Below are 15464 nucleotides of genomic sequence, written 5' to 3'. Positions count from 1 at the left end.
TCCTGATGCATCTTGGCTTGAACACTGTGATGGCGTGAGCTCAAGCCGGGAGGCACCTGAACGAGAGGGAAAAGGGGAGGCGAACCTCCCCTCGAGAACTTACTTGCTGACCACTTGCAGCGGTACCGGAATGGATTTCTCGACCGGCTGACCTTTCAGCACCTTGTCGGCAGTCTCGACGCCGATGGCACCGATCAGGGCTGGTTGCTGGGCCACGGTGGCGGCCAGTTTACCCTTGGCAACGGCGGCTTTGCCATCGTCAGTGCCGTCGAAGCCGACGATCATCACCTCTTTACCGGCAGCTTGTACCGCGCGGATGGCACCCAGCGCCATCTCGTCGTTTTGGGCGAACACTGCCTGTACGGTCGGATGGGCGGCCAGCAGGTTTTCCATGACGTTCAGACCCTTGGTGCGGTCAAAGTCGGCAGGCTGGGAAGCCAGTACCTGCAGCTTGTTGGCCGCCACGGCCAGGGCAAAACCTTCACCACGGTCGCGGGCGGCGGAGGTACCGGCAATCCCTTCCAGCTGGATCACCTTGGCACCGGTACCCAGTTTTTCGGTGATGAAGTCACCGGCCAGCTTGCCGCCCGCCACGTTGTCGGAGGCAATGTGGGCCTTGACCTCACCCTGCGCAGCGCCGCGGTCCAGAGTCAGCACTGGAATGCTGGCGCGGTTGGCCAGACGAATGGCGTTGCCGACCGCTTCGGAGTCGGTGGGGTTGATCAGAATGGCGCCGACCTTGCGCACGGTGAGATCTTCCATGTTGGAGAGCTCTTTGGCCGGGTCATTCTGGGAATCCAGTACCACCAGCTCGTAGCCAAGCTCTTTGGCTTTGGCTTCGGCACCCTCTTTCATGGTGACGAAGAAGGGGTTGTTGAGGGTGGAGACCACCATCGCCAGGGTATGGTCAGCAGCCTGGGCGGTGCCCAGCACGGACATGATGGCGGCAGCGAGCAGGGTATTGAGCTTTTTCATCATTTCATTCCTTGTGTGTGGCTTGTCTTATCAACGATTGCTTTTGTTATCGATCATCACGGCAAGCAAGATCACGCTGGCCTTGGCGATCATCTGGTAATAGGAGGATACGTCGAGCAGGTTGAGGGCGTTGTTCAGGAAGCCGATGATCAGCGCCCCTATCAGGGTCCCCATGATACGGCCCTTGCCGCCCATCAGGCTGGTACCACCCAGCACCACAGCGGCGATGGCATCCAGCTCGTAACCCATGCCCGCTGTCGGCTGGGCAGAGGAGAGACGAGAGGTAACGATAAGCCCTGCCAGTGCCGAGAGCGCGCCGCACAGACCATACACCGCCAGCTTCACCCGATCCACATTGATGCCGGAGAGACGGGTGGCAGACTCGTTGCCGCCCAGCGCGTAGATGTAGCGACCGAGGCGAGTGTGGTTGAGCATGAACCAGGCGAGCAGGAAGACGATGGCCATCAGCCAGATGGGCACCGGCAGACCGAACAGGTAACCGGTACCGAGCCAGGCGAAGTGATCGGCGCCGTCACTGAAACCGGTGGAGATGGGGCGCCCCTCGGTATAGACCATGGTGATACCGCGCAGGGCAGTCATGGTGACCAGCGTCGCGATAAAGGCCTGCACCTTGCCCTTGGCAATGATGAGGCCGCTGACGCCGCCCAGCAGGGCACCGGCACCCAGAGTGAGGGGCACCACCAGCCAGATCGGCAGCTCCATGGCGACCATGGTGGCGGCCAGCGCGCCGCACAGGGCCAGCACAGAGCCGACCGACAGATCGATACCGGCAGTGAGGATAACCAGCGTCATGCCGACCGCCATGATGGCGTTGACCGAGGTCTGGCGCAGGATGTTGAGCAGGTTGTCGGCGGTGAAGAAGTTGGGGCTCAGGAAGGAGACCACACCAATCAGGACCAGCAGCGCGACCAGGGATTTGTTCTCGATCCACCACGCCTTGCTCATGACGCCACGGCGGGAAAGGGTTTGGGTTGTCATTGGGATGCCTCTTGCTCTGCTTGCCACTGTTTACCGACTGCCGCCGCCATCAGCTTCTCCTGATTGGCATCGCGGGTGTTGAACTCTGCGCTGATGCGCCCTTCGTGCATCACCATGATGCGATCACTCATGCCGAGCACTTCCGGCATCTCGGAGGAGACCAGAATGATGCTCATCCCCTCCTTCTTGAACTGGTTGATCAGCTGATAAATTTCCTTTTTCGCCCCCACGTCGACGCCGCGGGTCGGCTCGTCGAGGATCAGCACCTTGGGCCGGGTCAGCAGCCCCTTGGCGATGGCCACCTTCTGCTGGTTGCCGCCGGAGAGCAGCTTGATCAGCTGATCCTGACTCGGGGTCTTGATGTTGAACAGGCGCACATAGTCGCTCACCGCCTGCCGTTCGGCCTTGCCGTCAATCTTGCCGTTGCTGATGAACTCGTCGAGGGCGCACAGACTCATGTTTTCGCGCACCGACAGCTCCAGCACCAGGCCATCTCCTTTTCGATCTTCGGAGATATAGGCGATGCCTGCGGCCAGACCATCGGCCGGGCTTTTGGGCACCAGAGCATGACCGTCAACTTGCACTTCACCGGCGCTGATGGGGCTGGCGCCATAGATCAGCTTCATCAGCTCGGTACGGCCGGAGCCCATCAGGCCGCTAAAGCCCAGAATTTCCCCCTGACGCAGGGAGAAACTCACCCCGCGCACACCGGGACCAGCCAGATCTTTCACCTGCAGGCTGACGGGGCCAAGCTCGCGCTCAAGACGCGGGTACTGCTCTTCCAGTCGGCGCCCCACCATCATCTCGATGATCTTGTCTTCATCCAGATCGCTCACCGCCTTCTCACCGATCCACTTGCCATCGCGCAGCACAGTGACCCGATCGCAGATCTCGAAGATCTCCTTGAGGCGGTGGGAGATATAGACGATGCCGCAACCCTGCTCACGCAGCTCGCGGATAACCTTGAACAGCTGCTCGGTCTCGGTATCGGTCAGCGCATCGGTGGGTTCATCCATGATGATGACGCTGGCATCGAACGACAGCGCCTTGGCGATCTCCACCATCTGCTGTTCGCCGATGGAGAGATCCCCGAGCCGGGTATCCGGCCCATGCTTGACGCCAAGTCGCGCCAACAAACCGCTCGCCCGTTCGCGCAACTGTTTGTGGTCGATGCTGCCAAAACGGGTGCGCGGTTCGCGACCGAGGAAGATGTTGGCGGCAATCGACAACTCCGGCAGCAGGTTCAGCTCCTGATGGATGATGCTGATCCCCTGATCCTGAGAGTCGCGCGGCCCCTTGAAGTGAACCGGTTGACCGCGATAGCTGACGCTGCCCGCATCGGCCTGATAGATGCCGGTCAGCACCTTCATCAGGGTGGATTTGCCGGCGCCATTTTCACCGAGCAGGGCCATCACCTGGCCCGGATAGACCCGCAGACCCGCTTCGTCGAGGGCGCGTACACCGGGGAAGGTCTTGACGATCCCGGTCAGCTCCAGAATGGGTGAGAGGGGGGAGGTTGTGCTCATTTGCAGCTTCCTTGAAGAGGCCTTCTTTGAAGAATGTCAGAACGCCACACCGGCGCAGAGGATCAGGTTGGCGTAGGGAGTCACCTCGCCGCTGCGCACGATCGCCTTGCTCTGGCGGGAGCGGGTTTTGAACTCCTCGTGCAGGCAGTATTCGATGGCGATGGGTTTGCCCTGGGCGGCTGCGTGGGCCTCAAGCTGATCGACCAGTGCCTGATGGGCGGCGGGGCTGATCTGCTTGATCTCGCTTGCCATGATCACCTTCTCCACCACCAGATCGGTGAGCAGGGCGGTCAGTACGGTTTCAAGGCTGGGCGTCCCCGCCATCAGCGCCAGATCGATCCGCTCCGGACCTGCCGGAATGGGCAAGCCTGCATCGCAGACGGTGATCTCGTCGGTGTGGCCCATCTGTGCTACCAGAGCACTCAGGGGAGCATTGAGCAGTACGCCTCGTTTCATACAGCACCTCATCAGGCCTTGGCCCGTCAATCTGTGAACCGCTAGGCAACCGGTTACGCAACCGGTTGCGTCATGGCGCAAAGATAGGCTTTTTACCGGGGAAGGGCCACGGCAAAACCACGGAAATGTGAAAACGATCTCAAAGGCGGGAGAAGAAGTGCAGGGGAGGAGGCAGGAAGGGTGTCAGCAGAGCCCTGACACCCTTGTTATGCATCGAGCTATTGATTTTATGGTTAGTTGGCCAGTGCCTTGGTGACAGCCGGACGGCTCAGCATGCGCTGATAATGCTCGGCAACCTTGGGGAATTCACTGATCTCGACCCCATCGCTTTTCAGCCAGCCCGCGACCACGAACAGATAGATATCCGCCACGCTGAACTGCTCACCCAGCACCCAAGGGCCTGCCAGATAGTGCTGCTCAATCTGGGCAAAGCCATCGCGCATATTGCTGGCGACTTTCCGCTGCATGGCGGCAATGGCCTGCTCGTCATCGGCCCAGCGGCTGCCACGGCGACCGTGGGCGTGGGAGACATGCACGGTGGAGGCGAGGAAGCTGTTGACCTCCTGCATGCGGGCCAGCAGGAACGGGTTGTCCAGCGGCGCCAGTTTGGCATCGGGGAAGCGCTGTGCCACATAGAGCAGCAGGGCCGGTGTCTCGGTCAGGGTGCCCTGCTCGGTGACAAGGGCAGGCACCCGCCCTTTGGGGTTGATGGCAAGATATGCGGGGTTACGCTGCTCCCCTGCGGCGAGGTTGACGAGACGGGGTTGGAACGGGGCATTCGCTTCCAGCAGGGCAATCTGCACGGCCATGGCACAGGTGCCGGGAGCGAAATAGAGGGTCAGATCGGACATGAATACTCCTGATTGGCTCAGGCCACCCGCGATATCGGCGAAACCTTGCTTCGCACAGCACTACGGGCAGTCATGAAAAAAGAGAGGGGGCAACGTTTGCCCCCCGACCAATCTACACCCCTAAGGGGTAATGAAAAAGCGCAGAATTAATCGACAGTGGCCGCTTTACATACAGCTTGGTCATATCTGAAGCAAATCGTCCGAGCCAACGAAACAGATAGTGTTAGGTAATAACTAGCTCTGTACATGCTTGTTATGTTTGTTTCCGAAATAGTCTACGAAGCAATGCATTCAGGTTAAGACCAAACCCCATAAAATTGGGTTTAAGTTCAACAATATCATCCTCACGCTCTACTTTATGGGGAGGTACATATACTTCATTATCTTTTGCTTTAAAACCTTCAACATTTTTGAGCTTAGCTAACTTCTCACAATTTGTCTTATTCCCTTCAAGTTCGATATCTTTACTATCTTCTATATCAAACATTGGCATATTAGTTCCCTTTTAAGTTTGTTATGTAGCTTTTAACTAAATAAGCTATTAAAGTCATTTGAATTCCATTAACTGTTTCTGATATAGCTGAATGTTCGATGTTACCTTTTGCAACTAAGCCTTTAACTCTACGAGCCTTAACTGGACTTTTCACTCTATCAAAGCGATTGCCACTTAGGTGTACTTCAGAGCTGTCTTCCACATCAATCCCACCATCTAAACCAGAAAAACCACAATCAGTAATCCTGACTTCTGAACAACCAACAATCTTAATGCCAACTGCCAATTTGACCTCCTAAGGCCATAGGTTCGATTAGCGAAGCGTAATTGGACGTTCGCGGTTTCAATAATACTGCATCGTCATTCCTCATAAACTCACCCATTGTGCCTATATCTCAACAATGGGGCAACTCTGAATCTTATAGGAATGGCTCATATTCACCGCTACCATCTTCATATTTTACTTCAAATCTACCCTGAAGCAGGCTGCTTTGGAGAACTTAAATGAGTTGTGGTTTGTCTGGTTTAAAGGTGACTGTTCATATTTGCCGTTCACCGTATTGCTAGGTGTCAAGGACTGTTGTGCTGAGAAATGGTGCTGATGGTGAAAAAGAGAAGGGGGCAAATATTGCCCCCTTTATCCATTAAGCCTATAAGGGCTGACTAACCGCAGACTTAACCCGCCTTGGCCACCATGGCTTTCAGCTGCAGGAAATACTGCTCGTAGAGGCGGGAGGCATCACCCACATCGGACTGGAACTCCCCCTTGCGCTTGATCTCGTCGCTCGGGAAGACCATAGGGTTGTTGCGAAACGCCGGGGTGAGCAGGGGAATGGCATCCTTGACCGGAGTGGAGTAGCCAATCGCCTCGGCCACCTTGGCGGCCACATCGGGGCGCATCAGGAAGTTGATCAGGGCGTGGGCTTCCTTCACATGCTTGGCCTTGGCCGGGATGGCGAGGTTGTCCATCCAGAGCACGGCGCCTTCTTCGGGGTAGGTCATCTGGATGGAGGGGTATTCGCGCTGGGCGCCGTAGGCCGAGCCGTTCCACAGCATACCAATATTGACCTCACCGGCGATAAAGGGGTCGGCCGGGTTGTCGGAGTTGAACGCCTTGACGTTGGGCATCAGTTTTTTCAGGTATTCGAACGCTTCGGCAATTTGCGCCTTGTCCTGGGTGTTGGGGCTGTAGCCGAGTTGCACCAGCGCGATATGGAACAGCTCGCGGGCATCGTCCATCAGCAGCAGGCTCTCTTTCCACTCCGGTGCCCAGAGCTGCTTCCAGCTGGTAACCGGCTGCTCGATGATATCGGTGTTGGTGCCGATCCCGGTTGCGCCCCAGATATAGGGGATGGAGTAGCGGTTGTCCGGGTCGTACTCGTGGTTGAGCAGGGTAGGGTCGAGGTGCTTGAAGTTGGGCAGCTGGGCGCGATCCAGCGGCTGCAGCATTCCCTCCTTGGCCATTTTCGAGATGAAATAGGTGCTGGGCACCACCACGTCATAGCCGTCGCCATGGGTTTTCAGCTTGGCGTAGAGGGTCTCGTTGGATTCGTAGGTGGAGTAGATCACCTTGATGCCGGTCTCTTGCTGGAACTGCTCCAGCAGGCCATCCGGCACATATTCCGACCAGTTGTAGAAGTAGACCACCTTGTCGTCGGCCGCGTGAGCGCTCTGGCTCAGCAGCGGGGTGGTGAGGGTGAGGGCGGCTGCCAGCAGGGCGCCGGCCTTGTGTTGGATTGTCATCAACAACTCCTTGGGGTTATGGGGCCTTGCGGCCCACCGTGACAGAGTTCGCCAAAGGTGGCGGGGACGAAACGGGCAGGGTCAACCCTGCCGTTTACGCAGTAACAGTTGCGCCAGCAGCACCATCCCGAGGGAGGCGACCAGCATCAGGGTGGCCAGGGCGTTGACCTCGGGGGAGACCCCCACCTTGACCATGGAGTAGATCTTGAGCGGCAGGATCTCGTAGGCCGGGCCGGTAACAAAGGAGCTCACCACCACGTCGTCCAGCGACAGGGTAAAGGAGAGCAGCCAGCCCGCCATCACCGCCGGCAGCGCCAGCGGCAGTATGATGCGGCGCAGGATGATCCACTCGCCAGCCCCCAGATCCCGCGCAGCTTCCAGCATCCGCACATCAAAACCGCACAGCCGCGAGTAGACAGTGATCACCACGAACGGCAGACAGAAGGTGATGTGGGCGATCAGCAGCGACCAGAAGCCCAGCGCAATGCCGGTGGCCACAAACAGAGTCAGGAGCGAAATTGCCATCACGATATCGGGGGACATCATCACCACGAACAGCATGCCGCTCACGTACTGCTTGCCGCGAAAGCGGTAGCGAAACAGCGCCACGGCGGTGAGGGTGCCGATCAGGGTGGCTGCGGTGGCGGTGAGGGCGGCGATGGTCAGGGAGTGCTGGGCCGCCTGCATCAGGCTGGCGCTGGCAAACAGCTTCTCATACCAGCCCAGGGTAAAGCCGCGCCAGTCGATGCCATATTTCGACAGGTTGAAGGAGTTGGCGATCAGCACCCCGATGGGCACATAGAGATAGCCAAACACCAGTAGCAGAAAGAGTGCTTTCAGTGCGCGCATCATGCCAACTCCCCCTTCTTGCTGAGCAGTTTGCCCGCCCGCCAGTAGCAGTAGACCAACAGCGCCATCAGCACCGTCAGCATCACGCTGATGGCCGCACCAAAGGGCCAGTCACGGCTGTTGAGGAACTGGGTCTTGATCAGGTTGCCGATCAGCAGGTGCTTGGCGCCCCCCAGCAGATCGGAGACATAGAACATCCCCATGGCGGGCAGGAACACCAGCAGACAACCGGCGATGATGCCGGGCAGAGTGAGGGGAAAAATGATCCGCACCAGCCGCTGCCAGCCGTTGGCGCCGAGATCTCGCGCCGCCTCCAGCAAATGGCCATCCAGCTTCTCGATGCTGGAGTAGAGCGGCAGCACCATAAAGGGGAGCAGCACATAGACCAGCCCGATGATGACGGCCACCTCGGTATACATCATCTGCAGCGGCCGCTCGATGAGCCCCAGATCCAGCAGCCAGCCATTGATCAGTCCCCGGGTGCCGAGCAGCACTTTAAGCGCATAGGTACGAATGAGGGAGTTGGTCCAAAACGGCACCACCACCAGAAACAGCAGCAGCGGGCGGATACGCGCTGGCAGATGAGCCAGCAGCCAGGCAAAGGGGTAGCCCACCAGCAAGCAGATGGCGGTGGCGAGCAGCGCCAGCCAGAGAGAGTGGAGCAGCACCTCGAAATAGAGGGGGTCCAGCAGGCGGCCATAGTTGCTCAGGGTAAAGAGCGGCGCGATAAGCTCGGACTCGTCACGGGTCAGGAAGCTGACGCCGATGATCATCAGGTTGGGCAAAAAGACAAACAGCGTCAGCCAGCCGAGGATCAGCGCAATGGCCCCGTTGCGAAAGCCGTTGTGGGCAAAGCTGTGCGCTACCCGCAGATTAGTGAGGCTCATAGGGCAGCACCACCTCCCAGCTGTCAACCCAGTGGATCGCCACCTCCTGACCCAGGCGATAGTCAAAGTCGGGGTCATCCTCGTCGAAGAACTCGGAGATAAGCAACTGTTTGCCACTTTCGAGCTCGATCACCGAATCCAGCGTCGCCCCCTTGTAGTTGCGCTCGCGGATATTGCCCCGCAGCGCGCCGCTCTGATCGTCATCCTGATCGATAATGCGCAGATCTTCCGGGCGCAGCAGCACCAGCACCTTGTCGTCTGGCTGGAACGGCAAGGTGGTATGAAGCAGGCACTCGCGCCCCTCTACCTCCGCTTGCCAGATACCGGGTTCGCGCTGGCTGATCAGCTTGCCATCCATCACGTTGATCTCGCCGATAAAGCGGGCCACGAACAGGTTGGCTGGCGATTCGTAGATATCGCGCGGGGTGCCGCGCTGGATGATCTTGCCGCCCTCCATCACCAGGATGCGATCAGACATGGTGAGCGCCTCTTCCTGATCATGGGTAACGAAGACAAAGGTGATACCAAGGCGACGTTGCAGCGCCTTGAGCTCGCTCTGCATCTGTTTGCGCAGCTTGTAGTCGAGCGCCGAGAGGGATTCGTCGAGCAGCAGCAGGCGTGGCTTGTTGACCACGGCGCGGGCAATGGCGACCCGTTGTTGCTGACCGCCGGAGAGCTGATCCGGGCGGCGGTTGGCCAGCTCGGTGAGCTGCACCATGGCGAGGGTCTCCTCGACCCGCTGGCGGATCTCGCTGGCCGGTACTTTCTGCATCTCGAGGCCAAAGGCGACGTTTTCAAACACCGTCATATGGGGGAAGAGCGCATAGCTCTGGAACACGGTGTTGATGTGCCTGTGTTCGGCGGGGATATGGGTGATCTCGTCACCGGCCAGATGGATGGTGCCACCATCGACCGATTCGAGCCCGGCCAGCAGGCGCAGCAGGGTGGTCTTGCCACAGCCGGAGGGGCCCAGCAGGGTAAGAAATTCACCGTCATAGATTTCAAGGTCAAGGTCACTCAGGATCACCTTGCCATCGTATTTTTTGCTGATCTTGTTCAGCGCGACAATTACCTGTGGATTGTTCATCATCCGCCAGTCTCACCCCAGCCAGTGGCCATCGTGTTGAAAGAGGGCCGCATTCTATGCAGCCGACACATGAAATTAAAGGCTTTTTGGCCCGAATTAGCCGCAAGTGCGCAGGAAAAACGGCTACGAATAGCAGACCAAATCGCTATAATGTGCCACCTGATTTGGTCGTTTTCGATATTGGATAGTCAATTGAGTAATAAAATGCGTATTGGCGGCTCCCTTGAGCAGTCTCTGAACCAGGGCTACCGCCTTGATCTGAAAGGGGTCATCCAGGAGGGATGGCAACAGACCCGCCGTACCGGATTTGGCCTGCTGCTGGCGATTGTCGGGGTGACGGCGATTTGGATCCTGCTTAGCAATGTGCTGCTGTTGCCCTATCTGGGGGATGACAGCCAGATGAATGTGGCCATGGTGCTGAGCTTGCTGATGACGGTGGTGATGGCCCCCATGACCAGCTCCCTCGATATGCTGGGGTTGCAGCAGTCGGTCGGGGTGCGCGCCCGCGCCAACCAGGTGTTCGACTTCTTCCGCCACTTTGTACGCCTCGGCATGTTGAGCCTGCTTGGCAGTCTGCTCACCAGCCTGTTTGGCCCGCTGTTCGATCTGCTGGGATTGCCCGCAGTGCTCTCTTTCATCCCCTCGGCCCTGATCGGCATGGGGTTGCTCTTTACCGTCCCGCTGGTGCTGGAGCGCGGCCTGACACCGCCCCAGGCTATTCTGGTCTCTCTCAAACTCTTTGCACGCGGCTGGCCCAGCATTGTGCTGTTCCACGGCGTGATGACCGCGCTCTTCTTCCTGGCTCTGATCCCCATGGGGTTGGGGCTTATCTGGGTGGCACCGCTCTATTTCAACTGCAAGGGGATCCTCTATCGGGATCTCTGCGGGGTGGGGGTAGAGGTTAACGAGGTGACAGAAGGCCCCAACCATTTCAATGCATGATGCAAAAGGACGTTGAATGACCCGTCGATATGGAGTGACCAAGGCTGTGCGCCAGAGTCTGCTGGGCACGCTCTTGCTGCCAGGGCTGGCGCTGGCTGAGCCGGTGCTGGATCTGCAATACAGCACCTTCTACAGCCAGATGAAGACCTTTGCCAAAGGGGAGTTTGGTCACGCCAGACTGGGGTTTTATCTGACCGATCCGCAAAATGGTCAGCGCTGTGGCCTCACCTTTGCCCGGGTTGCAACCGACAGCAAGGAAGTGGCGGGCGAGGTAACGGTTGATAGCGAATTGCGCCTGCCTTTTGATGAGGATCTCAACCTCGACAAGGGGATCGTGACCGTCGGCCTGAAAGAAGAGCACGCCACTTGCGATATGACGGTACAGGTGATGGCCGATGCGCCGAACGGGCCCGAACTGCCGCTGGCCGAGCTGGCGGCCCGTCAGCAGCAGATGCAGTTGCTGCTCGACAAGATGGCGGGCATGGTCGGCAAGCACTTCCTGCCGAAGATGGAAGGGGTACGCATTACCCTGGTGCAGCAGAGCGGCACTGCTTATCTGATTGATGGTGCCCGCCAGGAAGCACTGCCCTGGCAGGAAGGCCACCTGCTGCTGAGCAATGAGCAACTGGCCGCGTTCGCCGCCGGGCAGCTGCGCCTGCAGGCTGACGTGCTGCGACTGACCCCCTGGCTGCATAAAGGGTGAGATCGGTCGCGCTGTCACCGCAGTGACAGGCCAATCCAGAAAGCAAAAAGGAGCGATGATCGCTCCTTTTTTATTGTTTGGCGTTTACTACTGTGAGCGCGGCTTAGCGCACTTCAATCACATCCAGCATGTCCATCTCGTCGATGTCCAGCAGCGGCGCCTTTGGCATCTCGGGCGGATCAAACGCCTTGTCGCCACCATCGATGATGCCGGAGTCGCGATTGATGCTCTTGAAGTCAAACAGCTTGTGGTCGAGCAGGTGGCTCGGGATCACGTCCTGAATGGCGGTGAACATGGTTTCGATACGACCGGGGAAGCGGCGATCCCAATCCTGCATCATCTGTTTGATGGCCTGACGCTGCAGGTTCTCCTGCGAGCCGCACAGGTTGCACGGAATGATGGGGAAGGCTTTGACGTCGGCGTAGCGGATCAGATCCTTCTCTTTGCAGTAGGCCAGCGGGCGGATCACCACGTTCTTGCCATCGTCGCTCACCAGCTTGGGCGGCATGGACTTGAGCTTGCCACCGTAGAACATGTTGAGGAACAGGGTCTCAAGGATGTCGTCGCGGTGGTGGCCAAGGGCAATCTTGGTGCAACCCAGCTCCTGGGCGGTGCGGTAGAGAATACCGCGGCGCAGCCGTGAGCAGAGGGAGCAGGTGGTTTTGCCTTCCGGTACCTTCTCTTTGACGATGGAGTAGGTATCTTCCTCGACGATCTTGTACTCGATGCCGAGGGAATCCAGATACTCGGGCAGCACATGCTCGGGGAAACCGGGCTGCTTCTGATCCAGGTTGACGGCAACCAGATCGAAATGGATGGGGGCACTGGCTTTGAGGCTCATCAGTATGTCGAGCATACCGAAGCTGTCCTTGCCGCCGGAGAGGCAGACCATGACCTTGTCGCCCTCTTCAATCATGTTGAAGTCGGCGATGGCCTGACCTACGTTGCGCCGCAGGCGCTTTTGCAGTTTGTTGAAACTGTATTTTTCTTTGGCGTTCAGCTCTTCTAGCATGCTCGTAAAACCCGGGACACAAATAAGCGCGTTATTATAGCCATGTCCCGGGGGAGGGCAAGGTGCCAGGCACCTTATGATTGATTGCGACGACTGTCGACCGGGCAGCTATAGTCCGCCGGTTTGAGGATCAGGATGTCGCAGGAGAGGCGGTCAATCACATGTTCGGCTGTATTGCCGAGCAAAGCTGCAGAAAGCCCGGTACGGCCGACGCAGCCCATGATCATCAGGGTCGCCTTGAGCTCTTCGGCCATATCCGGCAACACCTCTTCCGGTAGTCCTTCAGCTACCCGGGTCCAGAGATGACCGATCCCGAACTTGTCGGCATGGCTGAGCAGCAGGCTTTCGTGGTGTTTGCGGATCGCTTCGTTGTAGGCGTTGGGATCAAACTCCGGCAGCTCTATGGCCACGTTGACCGGGGTGCCCGGGTAGGTGTTGACCAGATAGAGGTTGGAGCCCAATAGTTCGGCGATGTCGCTTCCCTCCTGGGTGATCCGTTCGTTGAGCAGTTTCTGATCCGGATCGTCGCTTGAGCAGTTGATGGCGGCGATGATGTTGCCGCCCCGTTGCCAGTGCCCCTCCTTGACCAGCAGCACCGGACAGGGGCATTTGCGCAGCAGATGCCAGTCGGTGGGAGTAAAGATGAAGGTTTGCAGGAAGCTGTGATGGTGAGTGGCTTTGACCACCAGATCGTGGCGCTGCTCCAGCACCTCCTGAATGACGCACTCGAAGGGACGATTGTGCCAGACTACTTTCACTTCGCACTCTATCCCCTGTGCCCGATAGGGGGTCAGGATCTCGTCCAGCCACTCACGTCGCTGTGAAATGACGCCGTCGCGCATCTCTTGCCGCTCGTCCACCGAGAGCATGGCGGTCATTTCATACGAGAAGTCATAGATGGTGAGCAGCAGGGTCAGATGGGCGTTTTCGTCCAGCTCGGCGACTTTGACTGCCCGTTCGAGGGCGATTTGACGCTCCTCTTCTGGATTGATAACCACCAGAATATTCTGATATTTGACCATCTTCTCCTCCTTGGAAAAGTCCAATGACAGCAGAATCTTAGCCATTACAGCTTAGCGCAGGAGGAGGGTATGGGGAACGTACCGGATCACATTCCAGAGGAAAGGATCCGGCAGGGAAAGCAGGAAAAAGTGAGAGGGTAAGCGGAAAAATCAGCCGCAGGGCGGGCGAGTGGCACCGGCCATCATGCCAAGGGCGACCTGATCAAGCACGGTAATGTATTTGCCTTTGACGCTGATGAGACCGGACTTCTGGAAGCGGCCAAGCAAACGACTGATGGTCTCGACAGTTAGTCCCAGATAGTTGCCAATGTCACCACGGGTCATGGATAGACGGAACTCCTTGGCGGAGAAACCACGCTCGGAAAAGCGTACCGACAGATTGTGCAGGAAGGCGGCGAGGCGCTCTTCGGCATTTTTCTTGGAGAGCAGCAGGATCATCTCCTGATCGCCCATGATTTCGCTGCTCATCAGACGCATGATCTGCTGGCGCAGTTTGGGCATCTTGCCGGAGAGATCATCCAGCACTTCAAACGGGATCTCGCACACCATGGCCGTTTCCAGCGCCTGGGCGAAGGAGGGGTGGGCCTGCTTGTTGATGGCATCAAAACCGACCAGATCGCCAGCGAGGTGGAACGCAGTGATCTGCTCATCCCCTTGCTCGGTGATGGTGTAAGACTTGATGGTCCCGGAACGGATGGCATAGAGCGATTTGAACTCATCGCCAGCCTTGAACAGCTCTTCACCCTTCTGGATCGGCTTCTTGCGCTCGATGATGCTGTCCAGCTGATCAAGCTCGTTGTCGTTCAGAGTGAAGGGGATACAGAGCTGACTGATGCTGCAATCCTGGCAATGAATTGCACAGCCACCGCTCTGGATACGTCTGCCAGGTTTCTTTTCCGGGATCATAGGCTCATACGAATAATTGATTTATATCAAACAAGTTTACCATCAACTCATCCGTTTTGGATAGGGTTTCAAAAGGAAGCAATGCCAATCCAGAAGGTATGTACCCCGAACAAAATGAGCAGCAGGGCACCGCCAAGGCGCAAACTGCGCAGGGTGAGCCAGTATCTCAGGCGATCGGCGAGCCCGCCCAACGCAAACAGGGTGGGCAGGGTGCCGAGGCCAAAAAAGAGCATGATGAGCGCACCGCCACTGGCCGAACCGGCCGCCGCGCTCCAGGTCAGCATGGAGTAGACCAGCCCGCAGGGCAGCCAACCCCACACCATGCCAAAGGGCAGTGCCTGCACAGGTGAGGTGAAGGGGAGAAATTTGCCCGCCAGCGGTTTGATACGGGGCCAAAGTCTTGCGCCGAGCCGCTCCAGCAGCAAGATCCCTTGCCACCAGCCCGCCAGATAGAGGCCAAGCGCAATCATCAATAGTGCAGCCACCAAGCGCAATCCGGCGATGGCGTGTTTGCCAGCCCCCAGCTCGCTGGTGGTGGCGAGCAGGCCGCCCACCAGAGCACCTGCAATCACATAGCTCAGGATCCGGCCGAGGTTGTAGTTGAGCAGATAGGCGAGCCGCCCCCAGAAGTGCTGTTTGTTGGCGGGGATCGCTATGGAGAGCGCGGCGGAGACGCCACCGCACATGCCGATACAGTGGGCAGAGCCTGCCAGTCCGACCAGCAGGGCGCCGGCCAGATCAAGGTTGTGGGTCATGGTCAGCAGGCTTTACCGGTTTGTGGGCAGGTTGCTCTTCGTCAAACAGGATGTTGGAACCCTGCCGGTCGAGATCTTCAAACTGCTCGGAGCGAATGGCCCAGAAGAAGACGACCCCGGCGATGATCACAAACAGGATGGCGATGGGGATCAGGACAAAAATTATATTCATGAGAGGTACCTTGGCGTTCATCCTTGGCAAGCGTCCCCTATGGTAACCCTGTTCGGGCAGGGGGCCAGCCGCTATCAGTGAGAAAT

General features: G+C 58.1%; 18 protein-coding genes. 2 read left to right on the top strand and 16 right to left on the bottom strand.

What is annotated here, in order from left to right:
- Window positions 1–99: 99 nt before the first annotated feature.
- The 11 genes from rbsB to potA all read right to left on the bottom strand — a co-directional run bounded on the left by rbsB (window position 100) and on the right by potA (window position 9869).
- Window positions 100–975: a ribose ABC transporter substrate-binding protein RbsB gene (gene rbsB, locus I6L49_RS05545; RefSeq protein ID WP_216951598.1), complete on the bottom strand. Its 876-nt coding sequence runs from the start codon at window positions 973–975 to the stop codon at window positions 100–102.
- A gap of 30 nt (window positions 976–1005) precedes the next feature.
- The gene (gene rbsC, locus I6L49_RS05540) at window positions 1006–1974 is read right to left on the bottom strand and encodes a ribose ABC transporter permease (protein ID WP_005336670.1); all 969 of its coding nucleotides are present in this window, start codon (window positions 1972–1974) and stop codon (window positions 1006–1008) included.
- Entirely contained in the window at window positions 1971–3500 is a 1530-nt protein-coding gene (gene rbsA / locus I6L49_RS05535) for a ribose ABC transporter ATP-binding protein RbsA (protein ID WP_139730691.1), read from the bottom strand. Before rbsA ends, rbsC begins: the two co-directional genes overlap by 4 nt.
- 36 nt (window positions 3501–3536) lie before the next feature.
- Window positions 3537–3956 (bottom strand): D-ribose pyranase, encoded by a 420-nt coding sequence (rbsD, locus tag I6L49_RS05530; RefSeq protein WP_058052594.1) that lies wholly within the window; start codon window positions 3954–3956, stop codon window positions 3537–3539.
- A gap of 233 nt (window positions 3957–4189) precedes the next feature.
- A complete protein-coding gene (locus tag I6L49_RS05525; protein WP_216950806.1) occupies window positions 4190–4807 on the bottom strand; it encodes a glutathione S-transferase family protein in 618 nt (205 codons plus the stop codon).
- A gap of 253 nt (window positions 4808–5060) precedes the next feature.
- The gene (locus tag I6L49_RS05520; RefSeq protein ID WP_139432905.1) at window positions 5061–5300 is read right to left on the bottom strand and encodes a hypothetical protein; all 240 of its coding nucleotides are present in this window, start codon (window positions 5298–5300) and stop codon (window positions 5061–5063) included.
- Between the two features lies 1 nt (window position 5301).
- On the bottom strand, window positions 5302–5586 hold the full coding sequence (locus I6L49_RS05515) for a hypothetical protein (protein WP_139432903.1): 285 nt from the start codon (window positions 5584–5586) through the stop codon (window positions 5302–5304).
- A gap of 389 nt (window positions 5587–5975) precedes the next feature.
- Entirely contained in the window at window positions 5976–7043 is a 1068-nt protein-coding gene (locus I6L49_RS05510) for an extracellular solute-binding protein (RefSeq protein WP_216950805.1), read from the bottom strand.
- An 81-nt stretch (window positions 7044–7124) separates the two neighbouring features.
- Window positions 7125–7895 carry a spermidine/putrescine ABC transporter permease PotC gene (potC, locus tag I6L49_RS05505; protein ID WP_005345410.1) on the bottom strand — a complete coding sequence of 257 codons (771 nt, stop codon included), beginning with the start codon at window positions 7893–7895 and terminating at the stop codon, window positions 7125–7127.
- Complete coding sequence (gene potB, locus I6L49_RS05500) at window positions 7892–8779, bottom strand: spermidine/putrescine ABC transporter permease PotB (protein ID WP_216950804.1); 888 nt, start codon at window positions 8777–8779, stop codon at window positions 7892–7894. Before potB ends, potC begins: the two co-directional genes overlap by 4 nt.
- Window positions 8766–9869 carry a spermidine/putrescine ABC transporter ATP-binding protein PotA gene (gene potA / locus I6L49_RS05495; protein ID WP_216950803.1) on the bottom strand — a complete coding sequence of 368 codons (1104 nt, stop codon included), beginning with the start codon at window positions 9867–9869 and terminating at the stop codon, window positions 8766–8768. Before potA ends, potB begins: the two co-directional genes overlap by 14 nt.
- Before the next feature lie 201 nt (window positions 9870–10070).
- On the opposite strand from potA, the gene I6L49_RS05490 reads away from it, so the two are divergent.
- Window positions 10071–10808 (top strand): hypothetical protein, encoded by a 738-nt coding sequence (locus I6L49_RS05490; RefSeq protein ID WP_005351939.1) that lies wholly within the window; start codon window positions 10071–10073, stop codon window positions 10806–10808.
- A 16-nt stretch (window positions 10809–10824) separates the two neighbouring features.
- Window positions 10825–11511: a DUF2987 domain-containing protein gene (locus I6L49_RS05485; protein WP_216950802.1), complete on the top strand. Its 687-nt coding sequence runs from the start codon at window positions 10825–10827 to the stop codon at window positions 11509–11511.
- A gap of 103 nt (window positions 11512–11614) precedes the next feature.
- On the opposite strand, the gene ttcA is transcribed toward I6L49_RS05485, so the two are convergent.
- The 5 genes from ttcA to ccoS form a co-directional block, all read right to left on the bottom strand.
- Window positions 11615–12523: a tRNA 2-thiocytidine(32) synthetase TtcA gene (gene ttcA, locus I6L49_RS05480; protein ID WP_005336634.1), complete on the bottom strand. Its 909-nt coding sequence runs from the start codon at window positions 12521–12523 to the stop codon at window positions 11615–11617.
- Between the two features lie 74 nt (window positions 12524–12597).
- Window positions 12598–13545: a universal stress protein UspE gene (gene uspE, locus I6L49_RS05475; protein ID WP_005345417.1), complete on the bottom strand. Its 948-nt coding sequence runs from the start codon at window positions 13543–13545 to the stop codon at window positions 12598–12600.
- Window positions 13546–13695: 150 nt separating this feature from the next.
- Window positions 13696–14451, bottom strand: coding sequence for an FNR family transcription factor (locus I6L49_RS05470; protein ID WP_005351934.1), 756 nt, complete (start codon window positions 14449–14451; stop codon window positions 13696–13698).
- A gap of 68 nt (window positions 14452–14519) precedes the next feature.
- Window positions 14520–15206, bottom strand: a complete 687-nt coding sequence (locus I6L49_RS05465) for a sulfite exporter TauE/SafE family protein (protein WP_158112594.1) — start codon at window positions 15204–15206, stop codon at window positions 14520–14522.
- Window positions 15190–15378, bottom strand: coding sequence for a cbb3-type cytochrome oxidase assembly protein CcoS (ccoS, locus tag I6L49_RS05460; protein WP_005336630.1), 189 nt, complete (start codon window positions 15376–15378; stop codon window positions 15190–15192). The genes I6L49_RS05465 and ccoS overlap by 17 nt, the downstream gene beginning before the upstream one ends.
- Window positions 15379–15464: the final 86 nt, after the last annotated feature.

It is taken from the genome of Aeromonas sp. FDAARGOS 1419, assembly GCF_019047045.1.
Classification (GTDB): domain Bacteria; phylum Pseudomonadota; class Gammaproteobacteria; order Enterobacterales; family Aeromonadaceae; genus Aeromonas; species Aeromonas veronii.
This window is presented reverse-complemented; position numbering and strand designations above follow the sequence as displayed.